The following is a 23,989-nucleotide window of genomic DNA, read 5'->3' as shown; positions in this document are numbered from 1 at the left end:
GTCGACGTTCCACTCGATGATGGGGACAGTTGGGCTCGATCCAATGACCCCTAGCTTGAAATCTCTCCTTCTCCGAAACAGGTTGACGACACGATCACAGATGTCGTTTCTGGGGTAGCCACTACCGCAAGAAATCACTTCCCCTGGTCCCCCAACACAACGTGCGAGTGCCCAGCGGTCTGACATGCCCGTTACAAAGATCAGTTCTGACCTGATCGAGGGGTCGAAATGAAGTACCTATCGTGTGTCGCACTTCTGTCCGGAGGAATCTTGGCCCTCTCAGGGTGCACGAGCGCCGTGGAGGACACGCCGCCGCGCCCCCCTGCTGAGACGACGCAGGTTCCGGCACCTCCGCCTCCTCCACCGGCGCCGGAACTGATGGCCCCCGTGGAGGAGCAAGCTCCCACCGACAACTGCGGGCTGGACCCTGCCGACATGGACGAGAAAACCAAGATCCAGTGCGATCTCATCGAACCGGAGACGGTCGCGCCGGAGACCGGTGTCGTCGGCAATGACTCGACCCCGGGGACTGACGACGGCCTGTGCAACACCGAAACCGATCGGTGGGACAACCCGGCGCTCTGCGGCTACCCCCCGTATGGCAACGGGGGTTCAACGGTCGAGCCCCCGGGGTATCAGCAGGAGGACTCCTACAGCGAGCAAGAGCCGACAGAAGCGCCCGGGACGGACTTCATGGACGAGAAGTGCTCGGATCCTGGCTTCTACGACGTGGCCCCGGCCGACCTTGTCCAGCAATACTGTTGAACCGTTTCGCGGATTGATCTGCGTAGTCGAGCCTCATGTCGCGCCGCCGGTGGCTGGTCTGCGTCGGCGGCGGGAAACGGCTGGCGCGTTTTCCTGACTGGAACGCCAGGCTTCCATGCCTGGTCACAGGGGTGGGCGCAGTTGGGTTCGAACCAACGACCCCTCGCTTGTAAGGCGAGTGCTCTTCCGCTGAGCTATGCGCCCCGGCCGGTGCCCGCGGACACGGGCACCGGTGGACTGATCAAGGAAGTGCCGCGATGGCCTTCTTCCATGCCTCCTGATCCCGGGCCTCGCCGGGCTGGTTGACCTCGGAGAAGACGACCTCGCCCGCGCTGTCGATCAGGAACGTGCCGCGCAGCGCCATGCCTGCCTTCTCGTTGAACACACCGTAGGCCTTCGCAACCTCGCCGTGCGGCCAGAAGTCCGACAGCAGCGGGAAAGTGTAGCCCTGCTGCTCGGCCCACGCCTTCAGCGCGAACGGCGTGTCGACCGAGACACCGACGACCTGAACCTTGTCGTTCTGGAACTCGGCGAGCTCGTCGCGAACCTGACACAACTCACCCTGGCAGACCCCGCTGAACGCGAACGGGTAGAACACCAGTAGAACGTTCTTCTCCGCGCGCAACCCGGACAGGGAGACCTGCTCCTTGTTCATGTCCGGCAGCGTGAAGTCCGGCGCCTGGGCGCCGACCTCGACCGACATGTTCACCCCTCGTGTTCCTCGGCGATTGTTCCCACTCGTGTCCGACGCGATCGCGCCGGACACACAGGGCGAACCTACACCGCTTACGCATACACGGGCACCGGCGGCGCGTCCACGCAGCCGGAGCCCGAGCTCTTTCTCAGCGCTTCGTCTTCGCCTTGCGGTAAGCCAGCCGCGTGCCGGTCCACCGCTCCCCGAGGCTGACGTTCGACGTCTGAGCCAGGTTCGACGTCGACGCGGCCTCAGCGATGTCGCTGGGTTCGACGTAGCCGTCGCGGCCGGTCTTCGGTGTCAGGACCCAGATCACGCCCTCGTCGTCGAGGGGGGTCATCACGTCGAGCAGCGTGTCGGTGAGGTCGCCGTCCTCGTCGCGCCACCACAGGAGCACGACGTCCACCACTTCCTGGGCGTCCTCGTCGAGGAGTTCACCCCCGCACCGTTCCTCGATCGCGGCGCGGACGTCGTCCTCGACGTCCTCGTCCCACCCGATCTCCTGGACCACCATGTCCGGCTCGATGTCGAGCATTTCGGCGACGTCGACCTCGCCCTTGCCGGCGTCTCCCGGGGCCACCACGGCTTTCTCACTCCTCCAGCTAGCACTGGCACGAACGCCGTCCGGCGCCGCACACGTTTCAACGATCTGGCCGACAGCGAACACTGCCGACCCGCACCCGCGCAACTGCACAGGGGTACGACACGCCGACGCGTTCGCACGGGGGACTGTAGTCGCACGGCTACGGGCCAGGCCAGAGACGTACTGACGAGTAGCCGATCCGGTACGGGCACCCGTGCTCCGCATGAGGGACGATGGACGTGTCGGCGGGCACACCGCGCGTCAGCACGCGCTCCCCCGACTGTCAGCGTTCAGGAGACGTCGTCGAGGAGATCCCTTTGTCCGCGCTCAACAACGACACCGGCGGCACGGGCGCCGCTCCGCAGCGTGTGCGGGTCATCCGGGACGGACTCGCGTCCCACCTGCCGGACATCGACCCGCAGGAGACCGAGGAATGGCTGGAGTCCTTCGACGGCCTGCTGGCCGACGGCGGGCAGCAGCGCGCCCGCTATCTCATGCTGCGGCTGCTCCAGCGAGCCAGCGAGGGCGGCGTCGGCGTGCCATCGCTGACCAGCACCGACTACGTCAACACCATCCCCACCGAACTGGAACAGTGGTTCCCCGGTGACGAGGAGGCCGAGCGCCGGTACCGCGCGTGGATGCGGTGGAACGCCGCGATGATGGTGCACCGTGCGCAACGGCCGGGGATCGGCGTCGGCGGGCACATCTCGTCCTTCGCCTCGTCGGCGAGCCTCTACGAGGTCGGCTTCAACTGGTTCTTCCGGGGCAAGGACCACCCCGGCGGCGGGGACCATCTGTTCATCCAGGGCCACGCCTCCCCCGGTATCTACGCGCGCGCCTACCTCGAAGGCAGGCTCAGCGAGAGCCAGCTCGACGGGTTCCGCCAGGAGTACTCGCACAACGGGCCCGGCGGCGGGCTGCCCTCGTACCCGCACCCGCGGCTGATGCCGGACTTCTGGGAGTTCCCCACGGTCTCGATGGGCATCGGCCCGATGAACGCGATCTTCCAGGCGCGGTTCAACCGCTACCTACAGGACCGGGGCATCAAGGACACCACCCAGCAACGGGTGTGGGCGTTCCTCGGCGACGGCGAGATGAACGAGCCGGAATCGCGCGGGCTGCTGCACGTCGCCGCCAACGAAGGGCTGGACAACCTCACCTTCGTCGTCAACTGCAACCTGCAACAACTCGACGGGCCGGTGCGCGGCAACGGCAAGATCGTCCAGGAGCTGGAGGCGTTCTTCCGCGGCGCGGGCTGGAACGTGATCAAGGTCGTCTGGGGCCGCGAGTGGGACGCTCTGCTGCACGCCGACCGCGACGGCGCGCTGGTGAACCTGATGAACACCACCCCGGACGGCGACTACCAGACGTACAAGGCCAACGACGGTGCCTTCGTCCGCGAACACTTTTTCGGGCGCGATCCACGGACCAAGGACATGGTCAAGGACCTCACCGACGACCAGATCTGGGGCCTGCGGCGCGGCGGACACGACTACCGCAAGGTGTACGCGGCGTACAAGGCCGCCACCGAACACAACGGCCAGCCCACCGTGATCCTCGCGAAGACGATCAAGGGCTACGGCCTCGGGCCGCAGTTCGAGGGCCGCAACGCCACGCACCAGATGAAGAAGATGACGCTGGAGGACATCAAGCTGTTCCGGGACAGCCTGCGCATCCCGATCTCCGACGAACAGCTCGACAGCGACCCGTACCTGCCGCCGTACTACCACCCGGGTGACGACGCGCCGGAGATGGAGTACCTGCGCGAGCGCAGGCAACGACTCGGCGGCAACCTGCCGGAGCGGCGCACCAAGGCCAAACCGCTCGTGCTGCCCGGTGACCAGGTCTACGACGTCATTCGGCGGGGGTCCGGCAAGCAGGAGGTCGCCACCACGATGGCGTTCGTCCGACTCATCAAGGATCTCGCCAAGGACAAGGAGATCGGGCCCCGCATCGTGCCGATCATTCCCGACGAGGCGCGGACGTTCGGGATGGACTCGATGTTCCCGTCGCAGAAGATCTACAACCCGCTCGGTCAGGCCTACACGCCGGTCGACCACAAGCTGATGCTCGCCTACCGCGAGAGTGAGCAGGGCCAGATCCTGCACGAGGGCATCAACGAGGCCGGCTCGGTCGCCTCGTTCACGGCGGCGGGCACCAGTTACGCCACCCACGGCGAGCCGATGATCCCGGTCTACATCTTCTACTCGATGTTCGGGTTCCAGCGCACCGGTGACTTCCTCTGGGCCGCGGGCGACCAGATGGCACGCGGGTTCGTCCTCGGTGCCACCGCCGGGCGCACGACGCTCGTCGGTGAGGGCCTCCAGCACGCCGACGGGCACTCACTCCTGCTCGCGGCGACCAACCCGGCGGTCGTCTCCTACGACCCGGCGTGGGCCTTCGAGGTCGCCCACATCGTCCAGGACGGCCTGCGACGGATGTACGGCGAGGACGCGGAGAACGTCTTCTACTACCTCACGGTCTACAACGAGCCGTACCAGCAGCCTGCGGAGCCGGAGAATCTCGACGTCGACGGGCTGCTCCGCGGCCTGTACCTGTACCAGGAAGCGTCCGGTTCGGGACCGCGGGCACAGATCCTGACGTCCGGCGTCGCGATGCCGTCGGCGTTGCGCGCACAGGAGCTGCTCGCCGAGGACTGGGGCGTGCAGGCCGACGTGTGGTCGGCGACGTCCTGGTCGCAACTGCGTCGAGAGGCCGAGGCCTGCGACCGTCACAACCTGCTCAACCCGGCGGCCACCCCGCAGGTGCCGTACGTGACGCAGGTGCTGGAGGACGCCGAAGGCCCGGTCGTGGCGGTCTCGGACTGGATGCGAGCGGTGCCCGACCTCATCCGCTCGTGGGTTCCGGGCGACATGATGAGCCTCGGTGCCGACGGTTTCGGGTTCTCCGACACCCGCCCGGCCGCGCGCCGCGTATTCCTCGTGGACGCCGAGTCCACTGTGGTCGCCACACTCGCCGCGCTCGCCCGCAACGGCGCGATCGAGCAGTCGAAGGTCGTCGAAGCCGTCCGGCACTACCGTCTCGATGACGTACAGGCGGCGGGCCCCCAACTGTCCGACCCCGGCGACGCCTGAGTAGGCATCTCGGAACTGGGGTAAGCCGCCCAGTTCGCGTCTGGCGGTGGTGGGATTCCCAGACGACGGACGGGTGGCAGGTTCACGAGAGCCTGCCACCCGTCGTCACTAGCACTCCGTGGTCGCGCGGGTCGGGGATCTGCGGTCGGGTGCACTCCGCCGAGCCGCGAGGTGAGGTTCCGCCACGGAAGCATCCACGCAGATCGACCCGAGCACCCACTACGCCGCGACCGGCTCGGCCACTTCGCCGCGTTGGCGGACGGCGGTGCGGTGCCAGCTCCACCACCCGTGGATCACCAGCAGCGCGAACACCCCGTAGATCGCCGCACTGAAGTACAGCCCGGACGCGATCTGCAACGGAATCCCGACGGCGTCGACGGCCAGCCAGATCAGCCAGAACTCGACCAGGCCTCTGCCCTGCGCCCAGAACGCGAGCGCGGTACCGACGAACAGCCACGCGTCCGGCCACGGCGCCCACGAGGCGTCGAACGCGGTGAGGACCAGTGCGAACGCGGACGTGGCGCCGACCATCAGCCCGAGTAGGACGAACCGCTCCTGCCAGGACGCGGCACGCACCGCGACTCCGTGCACCGCGTCACGGCGCCGGGACCACGCCCACCAGCCGTAGAACGAGATGAGCAGGATCACGACCTGTCGTGTGGCCATGCCGCCGAGGTGCGCGCTGGTGTAGACGAGGAACAGCAAGCCCGTCGCGGCCACGTTCACCGGCCATGTCGCGATCGTGCGGCGTTGCGCGAGGAACACGACGGCCAACGCACAGATTTGGCCGACCAGTTCGGCCCACGAGATCTGTTGGCCGAGCACCGTCGGCCCGTTGTCGAGTAGCCATTGCCCGATCTGCACGCCTGCTCCTCATCCTCGGTCGTGGTAACCGGGGAGGGACACGGCGGACGGGTGCGCAAGAACGCGCCGGGCGTGGTGCGCACGGCGGTCGAGCCGCCACCCGTGCGCTACCTCCCATCCGGACTGTCACCGTCGGTCCCGGAATCTCACCGGGTCGGCCGGTCCCGCTCGAAGCGGGCACCGGTTCGCGGACTGTCACCGCCGGTTCGGAATTGCACCGAGCCCCGGAGCGCACGAACACGTACTCCGCCCCAGAGTGTGCGCCTCACCGAGCGGCGAACGGGTCGCTCGTGGGGCAGATCACAAACCGGGGGCCGTCGAACACTCGTGCGGATCTCGGTAAGATCGATCTCGGCCGCCGAGCAAGCGACGGCTGACCGGGAGGGGCCTTCAGGTGAACGACACCGATCACGCGATCCTCGAGTTCGCGCGCCAATGGTGGCACCAGCCCGGCAACAAGGAGCGCGTCATCCAGGAACGTTTCGGGCTCTCCCCTACTCGCTATTACCAGCGGTTGAACCGATTGCTGGACGAGCCTTCGGCGCTGGCCGAGCAACCGGGACTGGTCCGCCAGCTGCGCCGGTTGCGCGCCACCCGGCAGGTTCGCCGCAACGCACCCTGAACCCCGCGACGAACGCTGGATCAGCGGCGAAGGTCCCGCTGCCCGGTCTCGGCGAGTGCGCCCCTGAACTGGTCCATGTCGACGTGTCCCGGGTCGATCTTCCCGGTGGTACTGGTTTCCTTGTGGCCGCGTGCGGCGTGGGGCGGTCTGCCGAGGTGGGAGAGCACCGCGGCGGTGGCACGCACGCCCGCGTCGTACTGTTCCGGACTCGGCCCCTGTTCGACCCCCTGGTAGTCCCATTCGAAGCCGACGTAGAGGACGTTGCCGTCACCGCCCGGGTTGGGGCCGGAGGCCAGTGCCTGCCCGGCGTGGTTCGCGCGTCCTGCCGCGACGAGGTGCACGACGCCGTCGTAGCCGATCACCGCCTGACACAGCGGCCCGGCCAGGTCGGGGCGGCCTTCGATGCACAGCTGCACGCTCGGCGCGGGGTCGTCGTAGGACGCGTAGCTCGCGGTGTGGTGTTCGAGCACGCCGAACGGCTCCGGAGGCGGCCCGGACGTCGCGGCACGTTCCTGCCAGCCTTCGGTTTCCACCACGGCCAGCCCGGCGTCGCGCAACACACCGTTCAACCAGATCAACGGGAAGTCCATGACCGATCACCCCTGCCTCCGTCGAAGATCCATCGTGACTCGGCACGGACCGTCCGACGACGGCCAACCGCGTGGGTCGATCGAGCTCAGTCAGAGCCGACGGTGGAGCTCACTGCTGAGGCCCCTTGGAGCCTTCGGCGCCTTGCGTGCTCCCACCGGCGGAATGCTGACCGGTCGGGGCGCCACCCGAGCGGGAGTTGCTGAACTGCCCCTCCATGTCGGTCAGCCACCGGCCCCACCGTTCCTGCATCGGCCGGATGAGGCCGCCGCCGACACCGACGACGATGACGCCGCCGACGGTGGCGAGGATGGTCACCAGGACCGGGGTGGTCACGGTGAGGCCGATGCCCATCTGGTTCAGCGCGGCGATGATGCCCAGCGCCACGATGAAGCCGAACACGATGTTGGCGAGTAGCGGCCCGACGGGACGGTCGCCCAGCGAGCTGCGCACGATGTCGGCGACCGCGCGGCCGATCGCGGCGGCGACGAGCACCAGCACGACGGCGACGAGGATCCGCGGCAGGTACGCGACCACCTGACTGATCAGGTCGCTGACCGCGTTCGGCCCGAATACTCCGAGCGCGAGCTGCAGGAAGATCAGCAGAATGAAGTAGTAGACGAGTTTGACGAGCAAGCCGCCCACGTCGAACTGCGTTCCCTGCGTCAGACTTCCCATGCCGGACTTCTCGACAAGACGAGAAAAGTTCAGTTTCTTGAACAGCAGTTCCACTGCCTTCGACACCGCCTTGGCCACCAGCCAGCCGATGAGCAGCAGAATCAGGAACATGAGGAGTTTCGGGACGAATGTGGCGACTGCGGTCAGCGCCTGGGTCAGTCCCTGTTGGAGAGCTCCCACGAGTTTCTCCCTACGTGCGGAGTGATTGCTGAGCGAGATCATTTCCCGCGCTCCTCGACCCGGCAACCGGACAGATCACCCAAAAGAGTGACGTAACACGGATCTTTGTGTGACTGTGATGCACGGCCAGCCGCATCCGTCCCATGCCCGGCCCCCCTTTACGCCCCCGGCCGGCACGGCCCGATGACGAGTGGCTCCGAACACCGGCACAGCCCGCACGCCGCCCGCGCGTGCGAGTCTGGGCGGCATGAACTCTGAACGCGCCGCCGAGCGGGCCGGTCTCGGGCAGCGCGAGGTGTCCGCGACAACGCTGCGCCGGCTCGAACGCGCCTCCGGCGGTCTGGCCACCGCGAGCGTCACCGCGATCGAGCGGGACAACCCGTGGTTCCAACGACTGCCCGCCGACCAGCGCGCGAACGTGCTGCTCGTGACGCAGACCGGCGTGTCGAATTTCGTCGCGTGGCTGCAGGACCCGACCGAGTCCATCCGGCTCACCACGGAGGCGTTCCGGGCCGCGCCGAAGGACCTGTCGAAGTGGGTGAGCCTGCGGCAGACCGTCGAGATGGTGCGCTCGGCCATCGACGTCTTCGAACACCAGCTCCCCGAGATGGCCGCCTGCGAGGAAGAGCGCACCCTGCTGACCGAGGCCATCCTGCGCTACACCCGCGAGATCGCCTTCGCCGCCGCGACCTCCTACGCGGCCGCCGCCGAGGCGCGCGGTGCGTGGGACGCGCGACTGGAAGCACTGGTGGTCGACGGCATCGTGCGCGGCGATCCGGAAGAGTCCTTGCTGTCCCGAGCCGCCGCACTGGGCTGGGAACCGTCGTCGGAGGCAACGGTGATGGTCGGCAACGCCCCGACCGACGACCAACCGGCCGTCGTCTACACCGTGCGCAGCCGTGCGGCGCGAGCCGGCCGAGCCGCGCTGCTCGGCGTCCAGGGAGCGCGCCTGGTCGTGGTGTTCGGGGCCTCCACGGAAGAACGCAGCAGCCAGGACCCCGCTCCGCTCATCGCCGAGGCCTTCGGTGACGGCCCCGTCGTGGTCGGCCCGACGGTCTCGAGCCTGGCGGAGGCGCACCGCTCCGCCTCGGACGCGCTGTCCGGCCTGCGCGCGGTGCCGGGCTGGCCGACGGCGCCGCGCCCGGTACAGACCTCGGACCTGCTTCCGGAACGCTCCCTCGCCGGAGACCCCGAAGCGGAACGGGAGCTGGTCGAGTCCGTGGTGATGCCACTGGTCGACGCGGGCGGTGCGCTCTCGGAGACCCTCGACACCTACCTGGAGGTCGGCGGGGTGTTGGAGAACTGCGCGCGGCAGCTGTTCGTGCATCCGAACACGGTGCGGTACCGGCTGCGCCGGATCGCCGAGTTGACCGGACGGACCCCCTCCAACGCCCGCGACGCGCACGTGCTGCGGGTGGCGGTCGCGGTCGGGAGACTCGCCAAGGCCCGCGGCCTGTGGTGACGACCACCGAGATGAACGTCGGGTGAGCCGACCATCTGCTGACGTGCACCGACCTGTCATGCTGGGGTCACAGGCAACAACGATTCACGTTTCAACCAGGCCTGTGGCCTGATGTCGTTGTAGACACTCCACAACGTTGCGCGGTCGAGTTCTGTGTCCGTCGACATCACCCGAAGACCCGTCCCGGGTGTTCAGTGGAGTCTGTGATCGCCCTACTCGCTCCCGGCCAGGGTGCCCAGACACCCGGCATGCTCTCCCCCTGGCTCGAACTCGACGGTGCCGACGAGCGTCTCGCGAGGTGGTCCGACGCGAGCGGGCTCGACCTCGTGCGTCTGGGCACCACCGCCGACGCGGACGAGATCAAGGACACCGCCGTCACTCAGCCGCTCGTGGTCGCGCTGTCGTTGCTGGCGGCCGACGAGCTGGGTCGCCGTGTCGACCTGCCGGAGTCCACGGTCGCCGCCGGGCATTCCGTCGGTGAGCTGGCCGCCGCTGCGGTGGCCGGAGTGCTGCCCGCCGACGACGCGGTCGCCCTCGCCGCGGTCCGTGGCCGTGAGATGGCCGCCGCCTGCGCGCTGGAGCCGACGGGGATGTCGGCCGTGCTCGGCGGCGACGCCGACGCCGTCGTCGCGCACCTCGACCGGCTCGGCCTGGATCCGGCGAACCGCAACGGCGCCGGTCAGATCGTCGCGGCGGGACCCGTCGCGTCGCTCGACCAGCTCGCCGAGGACCCGCCGGAGGGCGCCAGGGTGCGTCCTCTTCCGGTCGCCGGGGCCTTCCACACCCGCTTCATGACGCCCGCGCGGGAAGCGCTGGCGCAGCACGCCGACAAGGTCGCGGCCGCCGACCCGGCACTGGCCCTGCTCTCCAACGCGGACGGTTCCCTCGTCTCGCAGGGCCCCGAGGTGCTCAGCAGGCTGGTCGAGCAGGTGACCAAGCCGGTGCGCTGGGACTCGTGCATGGCCACACTCGCCGACCGCGGCGTGCGGACCTTCGTCGAACTTCCCCCCGCCGGAACCCTGTCGGGCATGGTGCGCCGCGAAATCAAGGGTGTCACGACCGTCCCGCTGAAGACGCCCGCCGATCTGGACAAGGTCGCCGACACGCTAGCCGAGTCCGCCGGCGAGACCGGGAGCACCGTGTGAGCACCGCACCGACGATGAGTCTGCCCAGCGCACCCGCCGGAACGCGGATCCTCGGCTTCGGCAGCACCCAGGGCAACCGGATCGTCACCAACGACGACATTGCGAAGACAGTCGACACCAACGACGAGTGGATCCAGCAGCGCGTCGGCATCGTCAGCCGCCGGCTCGGTGACGAGGACCAGACCGTGGTGGCCATGGCGATCGAGGCCGGGGCGAAAGCCCTCGCCGACGCGGGCCTGGCACCGTCCGACGTGGACCAGGTCATCATCGCCACCTGCACGATGCCCGGGCAGATCCCGAACGCGGCGGCCCAGGTCGCCGACCGCCTCGGGATCAAGGCCGGCGGTGCTTTCGACGTCAACGCCGCCTGCGCCGGGTTCTGCTACGCGCTCAACACCGCATCCGACCTCGTGCTCACCGGCAGCGCGCGGCGTGTTCTGGTCATCGGCGCGGAACGGTTCCAGGAGTGGCTGGACTGGGACGACCGGGCGAACTGCATCATTTTCGCCGACGGCGCCGGTGCCGCCGTGGTCGGACCGTCGGAGTCGGTCCAGATCGGTAAGGCCGCGCTGGGCAGCGCGGGCGATCTCGTCGACACCATCTACCTGCGTGACAACAAGTACATCTACCAGGAGGGCCAGTCGGTCTTCCGGTGGGCGACCACGAAGATCGCGCCGGTCGCGATGCACGCCGTGGAGCTGTCCGGGCTGAAGCTCTCCGAGATCGACGTCTTCGTCGCCCACCAGGCCAACCTGCGCATCGTCGAGGCGATCGCGAAGAAGCTCCAGAGCAACGGAGCCCGCGACGACCTCGTGATCGCCCGTGACATCGTCTACTCGGGCAACACCTCCGCGGCCTCCATTCCGCTGGCCATCGACCACATGCGCTCGGCGGGCGAAATCTCCAGCGGCGACGTGATGCTGCTGGTCGGCTTCGGCGCGGGGTTGTCCTACGCAGGCCAGGTGGTGATCTGCCCCTAGGCGGCACACCACCGCCGTCATCCGCCGCGGGCGCACTGCGGCAGCAGGAGAAACAGGAAGGAACCGAGGACCGTGTCCAACGAGGAAATCACCCAGGGTCTGGCAAGCATCGTCGAAGAGGTCGCCGGTGTCGACGCCGCCGACGTGACCATCGACAAGTCGTTCGTCGACGACCTCGACATCGACTCGCTGTCGATGGTGGAGATCGCCGTGCAGGCCGAGGACAAGTTCGGCGTGAAGATCCCGGACGACGAGCTAGCCAACCTCAAGACCGTCGGCGATGCGGTGGACTACATCGCCAAGAACGCATGACGCCGGTGGACGTCGTCGTCACCGGGATGGGCGCGACGACACCGCTCGGCGGTGACGTCGCGTCCACCTGGGACGGTTTGCTGGACAACCGCAGCGGGGTCCGTCCCATCGAGGCGGACTGGGTCGAGCAGTACGACCTGCCCGCCCGAATGGCCGCCTCGCTCGCGGTCGAGCCGAGCGAGCTGCTGCCGCGTGTGCAGATGCGCCGGATGGACCGCTGCGAACAGATCGCCCTCGTCGCCGCGCGCCAGGCGTGGGCGGACGCGGGGCACGAGCAGCCCACCGAGGAGTCGCAGTCCGTGGACCCGGACCGCCTCGGGGTCGCACTCGGCACCGGGATCGGTGGGCCGTTGACGCTGTTGGAGCAGGACGACCTGCTCGAGTCCGGCGGGGTGCGCAAGGTCTCGCCGCTGACGGTGCCGATGCTCATGCCGAACGGTCCGGCCGCGCACGTGAGCCTCGACCTGTGGGCTCGCGCGGGCGTGCACTCGCCCGCCTCGGCCTGCGCGTCGGGCGCGGAGGGCCTGGCCGTCGGTCTGCAGATGATCCAGTCGGGTCGTGCCGACGTCGTCGTCGCCGGCGGCGCGGAGGCGTGCATCCACCCCATCACGGTGGCCGGGTTCGCCCAGTCGCGGACGTTGAGCACCCGCAACGACGCACCGCAGCGCGCGTCGCGTCCGTTCGACGTCGACCGCGACGGGTTCGTCATGGGTGAGGGCGCCGGGGTGCTGGTGCTGGAGCGTGCCGACCACGCCGAGGCTCGCGGTGCGCGGATCTACGCGCGACTGGCCGGGGCGGGGATCACCTCCGACGCCCACCACATCACCGGCAACCACCCGGACGGCATCGGCCAGATCAACGCGATCACCTCGGCCCTGCGTAACGCCGACCTCACTCCGTCCGACGTCGGTCACGTCAACGCGCACGCCACGTCCACCGTGGTGGGCGACGTCGGCGAGGCCGCCGCGGTGCGCAAGGCGATCGGCGACCACGCGGTGCTCACCGCCCCGAAGGGCGCGCTCGGTCACCTGGTCGGTGGCGCGGGCGCTGTGGAAAGCATCGCCACCGTGTTGTCGATCCATCACGGGGTCGTGCCCGCCACCGCGAACCTCGAGAGCCTCGACCCGAAGGTCGAACTCGACGTGGTGGCAGGTGAGCCGCGCAAGATCGAGCTGAACGCGGCCGTGAACGACTCGTTCGGATTCGGCGGGCACAACGTCGCGCTCGCCTTCGCTCGGGCCTGACCGGCCCCGCCCCTTCTGCCCGTCCTCATCCGGAGGCATGTGATGACCGCACTGGTCGAGCGTCCCCAGACCGAACAACAGCAACTGGATCCGCGTGACCCACAGCTGCGCCTGGAGCAGTTGCTCGACGACGGTTCCGTCGTCGCGCTGCATCCTCGGGATGCCAGCGGCATGTTCGCGGTGCGTGGCCGCATCGACGGCGCCAAGGTGATCGTCTACTGCAGCGACGCCACGAAGATGGGTGGCGCGTTGGGCTCCGAGGGCTGCGGGCACATCGTGGACGCCATCGACACCGCGGTGCGGGAACGCTGCCCGGTGATCGGGGTGTGGCACTCCGGTGGCGCGCGGATCCCGGAAGGTGTCGAGTCGCTGGACGGCATGGGCCAGATGTTCGCGGCCATGGTCCGCGCCTCCGGCCGGGTGCCGCAGATCTCCGTCGTGGTCGGTCCGGCGGCGGGTGGTGCCGCCTACGGGCCTGCGCTGACGGACGTGGTGATCATGGCTCCGGCCGGGCGGGTGTTCGTCACCGGCCCGGACGTGGTCAAAAGCGTCACGGGCGAGCAGATCGACCAGGACGGGCTCGGCGGAGCGGACGCGCACGGCACGAAGTCCGGTGTCGTGCACGTCGTCGCCAACGACGAGCCCGACGCCTACCAGCGGGCGCGGCGACTGACCGGCCTGTTCGCGAAGCCGGGCCTGTTCGACCTGCACTCCGTGCAAGACGAGCACGACCTGGGCGCACTGCTGCCGGAGAAGGCCAATCGGGCCTACGACGTCAAGCCGGTGATCCGGGGCATCCTGGATTCCGACGACGACGGCTCGGCGGTGTTCGAGGAGATCCAGGGCAAGTGGGCGCCGAACGTCGTCGTCGGGTTGGGCAGGCTCGGTGGCCGCACCGTCGGCGTCATCGCGAACAACCCGATCCGCAAGGGCGGGTGCCTGGATTCGCTCTCCGCGGAGAAGGCGGCCCGGTTCGTGCGGATGTGCGACTCGTTCGGGGTTCCGCTGCTGGTGATGGTCGACGTCCCGGGTTACCTGCCCGGGGTCGGCCAGGAATGGGGCGGTGTCGTGCGCCGCGGCGCGAAGCTGCTGCACGCGTTCGGTGAGGCGGTGGTCCCCCGCGTGACGCTGGTGACCCGGAAGTCCTACGGCGGCGCGTACATCGCGATGAACTCGCGCGCACTCGGCGCCACCACGGTGTTCGCCTGGCCGGACTCGGAAGTCGCGGTGATGGGCGCGAAGGCCGCCGTCGACGTGCTGCACCGCAAGGCGCTGGCCGCCGCGCCGGACGAGGAACGGGAGGCGTTGCGCGACAAGCTCACCGAGGAGCACGAACGCGTCGCAGGCGGTGTCGGTCGCGCGATGTCGATCGGCGTGGTCGACGAGGTCATCGAACCGAAGGAGACTCGCCGCCGCATCGCCGAGGCGCTGGCCGCTGCCCCCGCAGGTTGCGGCTCGCACGGCAACATCCCGCTCTAGACCGGGGCGCGGATTGATCTGCGTTGGTGGTTGCGTGGCGGAACCTCAGCGCCGTGGTCCGGTTGTGTGGGTTCCCGCTCAGCGGCTCCGCCGCTGACGCGACACGGCGACAGCTCCGTCTGCAAGGACCCGTCCGAAGGGGCCACCTCGTTCCGAACGAGGTGGCCCCTTCGCCTTCCCGGGGTCCGCTGGCGCGTGCCGGCGATCAACCCGTGTGCGAGTCGTTTCGTCGCCCGAACCTTCCCTGAATCCAGCACTACGCTTCGATGTGCGGGAGTGTCGGCGTCACGGACGCCGGAGCACGAGGGGTGAGAACATGGCGAAGTTGATCTACTCGGCGATCATGTCGCTGGACGGATACATCGCCGACGAGAACGGCAACTTCGACTGGGCTGTTCCGGACGACGAGCTGCACGAGTTCGTCAACGATCTCGAACGCCCCATCGGCACCCACCTGTTCGGCCGGCGCATGTACGAGACCATGCTCGCCTGGGAGACCATGGGTGGCCCGGACGATCCTGCTCAGACGCAGGATTTCGCCGAGCTCTGGCACGCGACCGACAAGATCGTCTACTCCACGACGCTGGACGCGACCAGCACCGCCCGAACCCAGCTGGAGCGGGAGTTCAACCCGGACGCCGTCCACCAGCTCAAGGAACTGGCACCGCACGACCTGAGCGTGAGCGGCCCCGGTCTCGCCACGCACGCCTTCCACGCCGGGCTCGTTGACGAGGTCCGCCTGTTCGTCATCCCGGTGCTCGTCGGCGGCGGCACCCGCGCGCTGCCCGACGGTGTGCGGCTCCGGCTCAACCTGACGGACGAACGCCGCTTCGACACCGGCACCGTGTACCTGTGCTACGGGATCACCCCGAGCTGATCAGCACGGGCTGTACTGGGAGCTGCCGGGCAGGTTGGTGTCGAGGCGGAGCCCGCCCGAGTCCTTCACCAGCGGGTACACCACGTGCCACCGGAGACAGTCGACCGGCATCTCGGACGGCGCGTCGGCAGGATCCTGGACGCTGGTGAACGACAACAGCACCCGGACCGAATCGTCCGGTCCCGGCCGGATCGTGTGCACCAGGATGCTGCCGTCCCGGGTCGAGCCGTAGGCGTCGCGCCACTCGTCCTCGGGCATGGTGCGTTGCCGTTCCTCGACGACCGTCGTCCGCCACTGGTCGTAACGATTCGCGTTGATCGAGTAGAACAGGATCTGCAGCATCGACCGGACCGTGCGGTGGTCCGGATGCTCGGCCGCGCCCGGCGCCAACTCGACCACCGCGGGTCCCGGGCGACCCTGCGTCGCGGGAGCACTCGTCGTGGAGTTCGGCTCCGAAGGTTCTGCCCCGGACTCGCCGTAGAGTGCACGAGCGCTGAGACCGCCGCCGACGGCGGCCACGAGAACCACGAGCGTCACCGGCACGGCCCACGGCCAGAGGCGCCCACGGCGCGGAGCGGAACTCGACGGCACCGTGCGAGTTTCCCACATCGGTACCCGCCGCGGTGGGGACAGCCGCGAGGTGGGGAACTGCAGGGTGGGGTCTGTCAGCCGACCCGGTGCAACCAGGTCACCGGTGCCCCGTCACCCCCGCAGCGGAACGGCTCCAGCGCCTCGTCCCACGCCGAGCCCAGCATCTGCTCGACGCGGTGACCGAACGACTCCTGACCGGTACTCGTCAGCGCGAGAGTGCGCAGCTGGTCCTCGGTGACCATGATGTCGCCGTTCGCGCCGGTCGCGGCCCGCCAGAGGCCGAGTTCGGGCACGTGACAGTAGCGTTCGCCGTCGACGCCGACGCTCGGATCCTCGGTCACCTCGAACCGCAGCATCGGCCAGGCACGCAACGCGCTCACCAGCGTCCCGCCGGTCCCCGGCTCACCCGTCCAGACACACTCCGCGCGCAACTGGCCGGGCGCGGCCGACTGAGCGGTCCAGCTGAGGTCGACCCGCGTGCCGAGAGCACCGGAAATCGCCCACTCGACGTGCGGGCAGACCGCAGACGGCGACGAGTGGACGTAGACCACACCAGTGGCTGGACCACGATCACTGCCTCGTGTCACTGCTGACCTCCGCTGTCTCGACGAGGGACGTCTTCCCCTACGACCTCGCCCAGCGGCGTTCAGCTCGCGACGCGAACAGTGGATCACGCGTGGTCTCATTCTGCACGCCGAACACCGGGCTCCGCCAGGACAGCCGAGCGAGGGACGACCTGTTCGTCCGCTTCAAGGGCCCGTGCGGGGACTCCGCCCGCGATTCGGCGATCATGCGAAACCGCTGATCGGCGGTCCTCCGGTCGCGTCGGCCCGGATGGCATCGACACGCGGCGACAACACTGATCAAATTCACCTGATCGGGCGAGCCTCGAGGTTGGACCGCTCCGGGCACGGGGACGGCTACGGTACGGATCAGCGAGCGACTGCGGACGGAGGACGCGATGCGGCTGATACGGCTCGACGACGAACCGAGCACCGTCGGCGCCGACGTCCGGACGTCGCTGACGGTGTGGGGCGCCGGGCGGGGCGTGTTCGGTGGAGTCGGCGTGTTCGGTTGTCAGCCGCCCGGGTGCCCGCGTCCCCTCGACGCCGTCCTCGTCCTGCCACGCGGCGTCATCGTCGTCGTCGGCGTCGACCTCTCCGACCCGGCACTCACCGTGGACGCGCCGGTGCACACGCCGTGGACCGTCGACGGCTGGCCGCTGGTGCGCACGGAAGGCGACGTCAATCCGGCTCTGGAGGCGATGCAGGCGGCCACGGCGCTGGCGAAGACGCTGCACGACCGCGAGGCCGAGCCGCTGCCGGTGAGCACGATCGTCGCGGTCGGGCCGTACGCGGACCGGATCACCCAGCCCACGCAGGATCTCAACCGAGGTGTCCGGGTCCTGTGCCCGACGACTCGGACGATGCTCTCGGCGGTCCGGGAGCTGGCGACCTACGAGGACACCTGCCGCGCCGAGCCCGCGGCCCGTGTGCTGCGCATCCTCGGCGCCGGCTCACAGCGGCTCGGGATGGCCACGCTCGTCGACGAAGGCTTCCCCGACGTCGCCTCTGGCCTCGCGAGCTCGGAGACGACGAGGCTGAAGAAGGTCCCCGACGAGGACGCTGAGCGGTCGGCGCAACGGGGATCGTCGCGCTCCACGACCGATCGCGCGGTCGCGGGAACTCCGCAGGACGCGCTCACGCGACGTCGAACCATCACGCTCGGGTTCGTAGCACTTCTGGTCTGTCTCGCCGCCGTCCTCGTGCTGATGCTCGGCACACCCAATTGACACGAGGCGAACGGCACTCTCGCCCCACAAGACGAGGCGAATGTGCCGTTCGACCGTCAGAGGCCGTACTCCTCGAGAAGGCGGAGCCAGATCTCGCTCGCGGTCGGGAACGAGGGGACCGCGTGCCAGAGACGACGCAACGGCACCTCGCCCGCCACAGCGATCGTCGCGGAGTGCAACAGCTCGGCCAGATCCGGGCCGACGAAGGTCACCCCCACCAGTACCTCCCGGTCCTCGTCGACCACCATCCGCGCCGCACCGCGAAAATCGTCGGCCTGCAGCGCCGAGCCCGCCACGCCGAAGTCCAGGTCGACCACGGCGGTCCGGTAGCCCTCCCGTTCGGCTCGCTCGGCGGTGCGGCCCACGGCGCACACCGCAGGATCGGTGAACACGACCTGTGGCACCGCATGCTCGTTGGCGGTCGCCGTGAAGCGACTCCACTCGGGACTGTCGACGATGTTCCGTCCGGCGGACCGGGCGACGATCACGTCACCGATCACTCGCGCCGCGTACTTGCCCTGGTGTGTCAGCTGCGGTTGGTCGGTGGAATCCCCCGCCGCGTACAGCCACCCGGCGTCGACACCACGCACCTGGCCGTGCTCGTCGACCTGCAGCGGATCGCCGGGCGACAGCCCGACCGTCTCCAGGCCGACGTCGTCGGTGCCCGGGCGCCGCCCGGTAGCCACGAGCAGATGATCACCGCGCACCTCCGTGCCGTCCGAAAGCCGCGCCCGGACCGCACCGTCCTCTCCGGACACGGCGGTGACGTCGGTGGACAGCCGGAGGTCGACACCGTCGGCGCGGAGTCCCTCGGCGACGAGGTCGCCCGCCACCGGCTCCGTGGACGGCAACGGTCGTTCGGACCGGCCGACGAGGGTCACCGCGCTGCCGAGACGCGCCCATGCCTGCGCGAGCTCGGTGCCCACGACCCCCGCACCGACGACGAGCAGGCTTCGAGGAACGTGCTGTGCGGACGTACCTTCGCGCGAGCCCCAGGTCTCGACGCCGTCCAGGCCGTCGATGGGCGGGACACGCGGGACACTCCCCGTGCAGATGACGACCGCCCTTCTCGCACTGACCCGCACATGTCCCTCGGCGCCGTCCACATCGACCTGCCGATGCCCCGTGAGCCGGCCGTGGCCACGAAGCACCTCGACACCGGCGTTCTGGGCCCAGCTGACTTGCGCGGAGTCGTCCCACTCGGATGTGAAAGAGTTTCGGCGGCGGAGCACGGCCGACGCGTCGAGGTCGCCCGTCACCGCCTCACGCGACCCGCCGACACGCCGCGCCGCAGCGAGCGCATGGCCGGACCGGAGTAGGGCTTTACTGGGCATGCACGCCCAGTACGAGCATTCGCCGCCGAACCGCTCGGATTCGATGAGCAGTGCGGACAGTCCCCCCGCGACGGACCGTGCGGCGGCGTTCTCACCGACCGGCCCGGCCCCGAGCACGACGACATCGTATTCGCGCACATCCGACATGACGTCCACCAGACTGCACCCGCGCACCGAAGGCAACTCGGGCCAGAAGTTGTCTGTGATCTGTCGTGGTGGTCGCTTACCGGCGTCCCAGCTCACCGCTCGCGTTGCTCGGAGCCTCTCACCGTGCTCGGACCGAGCACGCCAGACCATGCCCTGAGGGCATCAGGACAAGACCAAGGACACGCACTCGCCTCACCCCCAGAAGGTGGCGGGGGTCGTCGCGCAGGTGTCTTCCGAGCACGGCGCCGGCAGCACGTCGACCGTACCGCCGTCGATGAGCCACTGTGGGGTCCCGGACGCCGAGACGAGGAATCGGCCGAGCTTGTCGGTGGACAGCTGCACGCTGTCGGCGTCGACGCGGTGTCCAGCCACCGAGAACGGCACGCCTCCCCCGACCACCTCGCCGCTGCCCGGGTCGAACGTGGACACACGAAAACGCTCACCCCGGTCACAGTCGACCGGCGACAACGCCGCGACCTCCGTTCCGGTCCACTCCACGGCGATCGCCCCGCAGTCGCCGGGCGTCGGCACGGTGGGCAACGCGGCCAACTCCGTGGCCTCGGAGCCGACGTGTACCTGCGTGTGCCCCTGCTGTGACCGCGTCAGCACCGCGATCCGACCGTCATCGCCGACCGCGAGGTCGAGCACGTCGAGGCCGGGTGGCACGGCGATCCTGCGCTGTGTCCCGCCACCACCCACGACGACCTCACGGTTTCCGGCGTAGGCGACCGTGCCCGCCCCGGCTGCGAACGCCCGGACGTCCCGATGTTCCGACAACGGTTCCACGATGCGCTGCTCGCCCGCAGCGTCGATCTCGACGATGCCCTGCTCGGCCCCGTTCTGAAGGACGACGTACACCCGGTCCTCGTCGGCGGCGATCGTCCCGCCCGGTACCGGCGTGCGGGCGATCCGGTCGAGCTGGCGACCCGAGCCGACGTCGAACGTGGCGATCACTCCCGGCTCCGGCTGCGCGACGTAGCTGTTCGGGGCGACGCCGGCAGGTTCCGGGCGCGGTGGCCCGACTTGCACGATCGCGACGACCACGGCGGTGACCGCCGCGGCACCGGCGACAGCGGCGGCGATCAGCGGTCGTCGCGGCGACCGGCGCCTGCGCACCTCAGAGAGCAACCGGGGCAGCGCATCGGGTGCCGGTTCGACGTCGTCGACCGCGTCCGCGAGACGACGGCGCACCTCGTGGACCGCGCGCTCGTGGTCGTCACGGCCCTGTCCACGATGGAAGTCGTTCACACCCACTCCCGTAACAGTTCGGACAGCCGCGCGACCCCGCGCGAGCAGTACGATTTGACCGCTCCCGGACTGACCCGCATCAGCTCGGCTGTTCGCGCCTCGCTGACATCGGCGTAGTAGCGCAGGACCACCGCCTCTCGCTGCCTGCGTGGCAGTTTGGCGAGCGCATCCGCGAGCAACGCCCGGTCCACTCCCCGCCCGGTGTCGTCGGGGTGAGAGTCGCGCTCGGCGAGTGTCGGTTGGTAGCGCTTGGCGACGAGCCGTCGACGCAACACCGAACGGGCCCGGTTGAGCACCGCCTGCCGCAGAAACGCCAGCGCCTTGTCCGGGTCGCGCAGCCGTGACCTCGAGTCGTACACCCGCAGGAACGCGTCGTGGACGACGTCCTCGGCGGCCGAGCGATCGTCGACGAGCAACAGGGCGATGCGTAACAGCTGCCGGTAATGCTCCTGGTATAGATCGGTCAGTTTCCTCGTCAGCTCATCCATGCCCGCCAGCCCGTCGCCCGGCCCGACGGTCGCGGGCATCGCGATCGAAACCGTCACGTGGAGCCAAGACGCGCGACACCCCCTCCGCGGTTGGCAAGCGGCCGGGAGATTCTCCCCGCACTCGAACACCCGTCGGGGAAGCCTACCGGCATGATGATCTCGGTCGGCCACACCTCCGTGACTCAGAGGGCATGCGGAGCTGCGGCCGCCACAGCGTCGAGGGCTGCCGCCGGTCTGTTGGCTCCGTGAGCATCGCACCGGCACGCGCCCGCTCCGTCTCACATCCTGGTTACATCCGTTTCGCGGACTGGACATCGCGGTGCGGCAGGAAGATCCTCAACGCTGCTGAACAAGCCCCCTGTGACGCGAACTCACACAAAAGGAGATTCGGGGACGGTGTCGACGACAACGGACAACAGTGAGGCAGCCGACCGGCCCGCCTCACGCAAGAAGAAGATGAGCACCCGCGAGATCGTGGTGTGGGTGCTGGTGGCGGTCGTCGGTGCCGTCGCCTGGGGCATTCTCGCCCTCAGCCGGGGCGAAGAGATTTCGGCCGTGTGGCTGGTCTTCGCCGCGGTCGCCTCCTATGCGATCGCCTACCGCTTCTACTCGCGATTCATCGCCTACAAGGTGCTGCGGGTCGACGACACGCGCGCGACCCCGGCCGAGCGCTTGAACAACGGCACCGACTTCCACCCCACCGACCGCCGGGTGCTCTTCGGCCACCACTTCGCCGCGATCGCGGGCGCGGGGCCACTGGTAGGCCCGGTGCTCGCCGCGCAGATGGGCTACCTGCCCGGCACGATCTGGATCATCGTCGGGGTCATCTTCGCCGGTGCGGCGCAGGACATGGTGGTGCTGTTCTTCTCCACCCGTCGCGACGGCCGCAGCCTCGGGCAGATGGCGCGCGAGGACATCGGCCCGGTCGGCGGCATCGCCGCCCTGATCGCCGTGTTGTCCATCATGATCATCCTGTTGGCGGTGCTCGCGCTGGTCGTGGTCGAGGCACTGGAAAGCTCGCCGTGGGGCGCCTTCTCGATCGCCATGACCATCCCGATCGCCTTGTTCATGGGCTTCTACCTACGGTACCTGCGCCCGGGTCGCATCATCGAGACCTCGGTGATCGGCGTCACCCTGCTGCTGCTCGCCATCGTGGGCGGCGGATGGGTCGCCGAGTCGGGCCTGGCCGACACCTTCACCCTCACCGGTAATCAGCTGACCTTCGCTCTCGTCGTGTACGGCTTCGTGGCCTCGGTGCTGCCGGTGTGGATGCTGTTGGCACCGCGCGACTACCTGTCGACGTTCATGAAGGTCGGCGTCATCGTCATGCTGGCGCTGGCGATCGTGGTCGCGCAGCCGGTCCTGCGTGCCGACGCCGTCACCGAGTTCGCGCTCAACGGCGAAGGGCCGGTGTTCAGCGGCGCCCTGTTCCCGTTCGTGTTCATCACGATCGCCTGCGGTGCCCTGTCCGGCTTCCACGCCTTGGTGGCATCGGGCACCACGCCGAAGCTGGTCGAGAAGGAATCGCAGGTCCGCGTCCTCGGCTACGGCGGCATGCTCATGGAGTCGTTCGTCGCGGTGATGGCGATCGCGGCGGCCTGCATCATCGATCCGGGCTTGTACTTCGCGATGAACATGCCCGACGCACAACTCGGCGCGACCGTGGAATCGGCCTCGCAGGCGGTCGCCGGGATCGGATTCTCGATCACGCCGGAACAGCTGACCGCCGCGGCCGCCGCCGTGGAGGAAGAGACACTCGTCGGTCGCAGCGGTGGTGCGCCCACCCTCGCGGTGGGCTTGTCGGAGGTCTTCTCGCAAGTGCTCGGCGGGGAGGGCGCCCGAGCGTTCTGGTACCACTTCGCCGTCATGTTCGAGGCGCTGTTCATTCTGACCACTGTGGACGCCGGCACTCGCGTCGGCCGTTTCATGCTGCAGGACACCGTCGGCAACATCTGGCCGAAGTTCGGCGACGTGAGCTGGAAGCCGGGCATCTGGATCGCCAGCGCCGCGATCGTCGGCGGCTGGGGCTACTTCCTGTGGGCAGGCGTGAACGACCCACTCGGCGGGATCAACCAGCTGTTCCCGTTGTTCGGCATCGCCAACCAGCTGCTCGCGGCGGTGGCACTCGCAATCGGCACCACGATCCTCATCAAGACCGGCCGCGCGAAGTACGCGTGGGTGACGATCATTCCGTTGGCGTTCGACGCGGCGGTCACGCTCACGGCGAGCTGGCAGAAGGTGTTCTCGGCGGACTCGTCGATCGGCTTCTTCGCCCAGCGCGCCGAGTACCAGGCGGCGATCGCAGCCGGTGAGACGAGCAAAGGGTCGGCCGAGAACCTCGAACAGATGCAGAAGGTCGTCGTCAACTCCACGGTGGACGGCGTGCTGGCCATCCTGTTCGCGGTGCTGATCATCATCGTGCTCGTCGACGCGATGCGGGTGTGGGTGAAGGCGCTGCGGGCACCGGAACCACTCCCCGACACCGAGGTCGGCAAGGTCGAGTCCACTCGGTGGGCGCCGTCGGGTCTCATCATGACCCGAGAGGAACGCGAGACCCAACGCGAACGCGAGAAGGTCGGGGCGGGTTCGTGACGGCCGCATCGCTGCTGTCCAGGCTGGCCGGGTCCGCCCGATCGGCCTGGCAGATCGCGCGCGGGATCGTCGGGGAGACCGCCTACGAGCAGTACCTCGAACACCATCGCGCGCACCACCCGGACACCCCGGCGCTGGGCGAACGCGAGTTCTGGCGGGCGCACATCGACCGGGGTGACCGCGACCCGGGCTCACGCTGCTGCTGAGTACCCCGAGCTGATCGGACCCG

General features: G+C 68.9%; 23 protein-coding genes, 1 tRNA gene and 1 riboswitch. Of the genes, 13 read left to right on the top strand and 11 right to left on the bottom strand.

Features of this window, described 5'->3' with window-relative positions:
* The first annotated feature begins 435 nt into the window (after window positions 1-435).
* Window positions 436-765 carry a hypothetical protein gene (locus GIY23_RS07190; protein ID WP_154075936.1) on the top strand — a complete coding sequence of 110 codons (330 nt, stop codon included), beginning with the start codon at window positions 436-438 and terminating at the stop codon, window positions 763-765.
* A 132-nt stretch (window positions 766-897) separates the two neighbouring features.
* On the opposite strand, the gene GIY23_RS07185 is transcribed toward GIY23_RS07190, so the two are convergent.
* The 3 genes from GIY23_RS07185 to GIY23_RS07175 form a co-directional block, all read right to left on the bottom strand.
* Window positions 898-969: transfer RNA gene (locus tag GIY23_RS07185), tRNA-Val, on the bottom strand.
* 37 nt (window positions 970-1,006) lie between these two features.
* Window positions 1,007-1,468: a peroxiredoxin gene (locus GIY23_RS07180; RefSeq protein ID WP_154075935.1), complete on the bottom strand. Its 462-nt coding sequence runs from the start codon at window positions 1,466-1,468 to the stop codon at window positions 1,007-1,009.
* A gap of 139 nt (window positions 1,469-1,607) precedes the next feature.
* The gene (locus tag GIY23_RS07175; protein ID WP_154075934.1) at window positions 1,608-2,042 is read right to left on the bottom strand and encodes a DUF3052 domain-containing protein; all 435 of its coding nucleotides are present in this window, start codon (window positions 2,040-2,042) and stop codon (window positions 1,608-1,610) included.
* Window positions 2,043-2,275: 233 nt separating this feature from the next.
* Between GIY23_RS07175 and aceE the strand changes: the two genes are divergently transcribed.
* The gene (aceE, locus tag GIY23_RS07170; RefSeq protein ID WP_154075933.1) at window positions 2,276-5,137 is read left to right on the top strand and encodes a pyruvate dehydrogenase (acetyl-transferring), homodimeric type; all 2,862 of its coding nucleotides are present in this window, start codon (window positions 2,276-2,278) and stop codon (window positions 5,135-5,137) included.
* Window positions 5,138-5,356: 219 nt separating this feature from the next.
* Here the strand turns inward: aceE and GIY23_RS07165 are convergent, their stop codons facing one another.
* Window positions 5,357-6,001, bottom strand: a complete 645-nt coding sequence (locus GIY23_RS07165; protein ID WP_154075932.1) for a nicotinamide mononucleotide transporter family protein — start codon at window positions 5,999-6,001, stop codon at window positions 5,357-5,359.
* Window positions 6,002-6,103: 102 nt separating this feature from the next.
* A riboswitch (FMN riboswitch) is annotated at window positions 6,104-6,236 on the bottom strand.
* Window positions 6,237-6,395: 159 nt separating this feature from the next.
* On the opposite strand from GIY23_RS07165, the gene GIY23_RS07160 reads away from it, so the two are divergent.
* The gene (locus GIY23_RS07160; RefSeq protein WP_154075931.1) at window positions 6,396-6,623 is read left to right on the top strand and encodes a DUF3263 domain-containing protein; all 228 of its coding nucleotides are present in this window, start codon (window positions 6,396-6,398) and stop codon (window positions 6,621-6,623) included.
* Window positions 6,624-6,643: 20 nt separating this feature from the next.
* On the opposite strand, the gene GIY23_RS07155 is transcribed toward GIY23_RS07160, so the two are convergent.
* Both GIY23_RS07155 and GIY23_RS07150 read right to left on the bottom strand, forming a co-directional pair.
* Window positions 6,644-7,213: a peptidoglycan recognition protein family protein gene (locus GIY23_RS07155; RefSeq protein ID WP_228717588.1), complete on the bottom strand. Its 570-nt coding sequence runs from the start codon at window positions 7,211-7,213 to the stop codon at window positions 6,644-6,646.
* A gap of 109 nt (window positions 7,214-7,322) precedes the next feature.
* Window positions 7,323-8,069 carry a mechanosensitive ion channel family protein gene (locus tag GIY23_RS07150; protein ID WP_228717587.1) on the bottom strand — a complete coding sequence of 249 codons (747 nt, stop codon included), beginning with the start codon at window positions 8,067-8,069 and terminating at the stop codon, window positions 7,323-7,325.
* 247 nt (window positions 8,070-8,316) lie between these two features.
* On the opposite strand from GIY23_RS07150, the gene GIY23_RS07145 reads away from it, so the two are divergent.
* The 7 genes from GIY23_RS07145 (at window position 8,317) to GIY23_RS07115 (ending at window position 15,568) form a co-directional block, all read left to right on the top strand.
* Window positions 8,317-9,531 (top strand): PucR family transcriptional regulator, encoded by a 1,215-nt coding sequence (locus GIY23_RS07145; RefSeq protein WP_187352054.1) that lies wholly within the window; start codon window positions 8,317-8,319, stop codon window positions 9,529-9,531.
* A 203-nt stretch (window positions 9,532-9,734) separates the two neighbouring features.
* Entirely contained in the window at window positions 9,735-10,676 is a 942-nt protein-coding gene (locus GIY23_RS07140) for an ACP S-malonyltransferase (protein WP_154075929.1), read from the top strand.
* A gap of 14 nt (window positions 10,677-10,690) precedes the next feature.
* Window positions 10,691-11,656 (top strand): beta-ketoacyl-ACP synthase III, encoded by a 966-nt coding sequence (locus GIY23_RS07135; RefSeq protein ID WP_154078675.1) that lies wholly within the window; start codon window positions 10,691-10,693, stop codon window positions 11,654-11,656.
* 72 nt (window positions 11,657-11,728) lie between these two features.
* Window positions 11,729-11,968, top strand: a complete 240-nt coding sequence (locus tag GIY23_RS07130) for an acyl carrier protein (protein ID WP_154075928.1) — start codon at window positions 11,729-11,731, stop codon at window positions 11,966-11,968.
* The gene (locus tag GIY23_RS07125) at window positions 11,965-13,212 is read left to right on the top strand and encodes a beta-ketoacyl-[acyl-carrier-protein] synthase family protein (RefSeq protein ID WP_154075927.1); all 1,248 of its coding nucleotides are present in this window, start codon (window positions 11,965-11,967) and stop codon (window positions 13,210-13,212) included. Before GIY23_RS07130 ends, GIY23_RS07125 begins: the two co-directional genes overlap by 4 nt.
* 42 nt (window positions 13,213-13,254) lie before the next feature.
* Window positions 13,255-14,691 carry an acyl-CoA carboxylase subunit beta gene (locus tag GIY23_RS07120; protein WP_154075926.1) on the top strand — a complete coding sequence of 479 codons (1,437 nt, stop codon included), beginning with the start codon at window positions 13,255-13,257 and terminating at the stop codon, window positions 14,689-14,691.
* Between the two features lie 316 nt (window positions 14,692-15,007).
* Window positions 15,008-15,568 carry a dihydrofolate reductase family protein gene (locus tag GIY23_RS07115; RefSeq protein ID WP_154075925.1) on the top strand — a complete coding sequence of 187 codons (561 nt, stop codon included), beginning with the start codon at window positions 15,008-15,010 and terminating at the stop codon, window positions 15,566-15,568.
* On the opposite strand, the gene GIY23_RS07110 is transcribed toward GIY23_RS07115, so the two are convergent.
* Window positions 15,569-16,159: a hypothetical protein gene (locus tag GIY23_RS07110; RefSeq protein ID WP_228717586.1), complete on the bottom strand. Its 591-nt coding sequence runs from the start codon at window positions 16,157-16,159 to the stop codon at window positions 15,569-15,571.
* Between the two features lie 74 nt (window positions 16,160-16,233).
* Complete coding sequence (locus GIY23_RS07105; RefSeq protein ID WP_228717696.1) at window positions 16,234-16,710, bottom strand: DUF3145 domain-containing protein; 477 nt, start codon at window positions 16,708-16,710, stop codon at window positions 16,234-16,236.
* A gap of 410 nt (window positions 16,711-17,120) precedes the next feature.
* Between GIY23_RS07105 and GIY23_RS07100 the strand changes: the two genes are divergently transcribed.
* Window positions 17,121-17,951: a hypothetical protein gene (locus tag GIY23_RS07100; RefSeq protein WP_154075923.1), complete on the top strand. Its 831-nt coding sequence runs from the start codon at window positions 17,121-17,123 to the stop codon at window positions 17,949-17,951.
* Window positions 17,952-18,007: 56 nt separating this feature from the next.
* Here GIY23_RS07100 and GIY23_RS07095 read toward each other — a convergent pair whose 3' ends face one another.
* The 3 genes from GIY23_RS07095 to GIY23_RS07085 all read right to left on the bottom strand — a co-directional run bounded on the left by GIY23_RS07095 (window position 18,008) and on the right by GIY23_RS07085 (window position 21,207).
* Window positions 18,008-19,432 (bottom strand): dihydrolipoyl dehydrogenase family protein, encoded by a 1,425-nt coding sequence (locus GIY23_RS07095; RefSeq protein WP_154075922.1) that lies wholly within the window; start codon window positions 19,430-19,432, stop codon window positions 18,008-18,010.
* Between the two features lie 192 nt (window positions 19,433-19,624).
* Entirely contained in the window at window positions 19,625-20,680 is a 1,056-nt protein-coding gene (locus GIY23_RS07090; protein WP_154075921.1) for a hypothetical protein, read from the bottom strand.
* Entirely contained in the window at window positions 20,677-21,207 is a 531-nt protein-coding gene (locus tag GIY23_RS07085; RefSeq protein ID WP_228717585.1) for a SigE family RNA polymerase sigma factor, read from the bottom strand. The genes GIY23_RS07090 and GIY23_RS07085 overlap by 4 nt, the downstream gene beginning before the upstream one ends.
* A gap of 417 nt (window positions 21,208-21,624) precedes the next feature.
* On the opposite strand from GIY23_RS07085, the gene GIY23_RS07080 reads away from it, so the two are divergent.
* Both GIY23_RS07080 and GIY23_RS07075 read left to right on the top strand, forming a co-directional pair.
* Window positions 21,625-23,760, top strand: coding sequence for a carbon starvation CstA family protein (locus GIY23_RS07080; protein ID WP_154078672.1), 2,136 nt, complete (start codon window positions 21,625-21,627; stop codon window positions 23,758-23,760).
* The gene (locus tag GIY23_RS07075; RefSeq protein ID WP_154075920.1) at window positions 23,757-23,966 is read left to right on the top strand and encodes a YbdD/YjiX family protein; all 210 of its coding nucleotides are present in this window, start codon (window positions 23,757-23,759) and stop codon (window positions 23,964-23,966) included. The genes GIY23_RS07080 and GIY23_RS07075 overlap by 4 nt, the downstream gene beginning before the upstream one ends.
* The last annotated feature ends 23 nt before the right edge of the window (window positions 23,967-23,989 follow it).

Origin of the sequence: Allosaccharopolyspora coralli, assembly GCF_009664835.1 — a bacterium.
Classification (GTDB): domain Bacteria; phylum Actinomycetota; class Actinomycetes; order Mycobacteriales; family Pseudonocardiaceae; genus Allosaccharopolyspora; species Allosaccharopolyspora coralli.
Note: the sequence above shows the minus strand (reverse complement) of the source record. Positions and strands in the feature narration are given on the sequence as shown.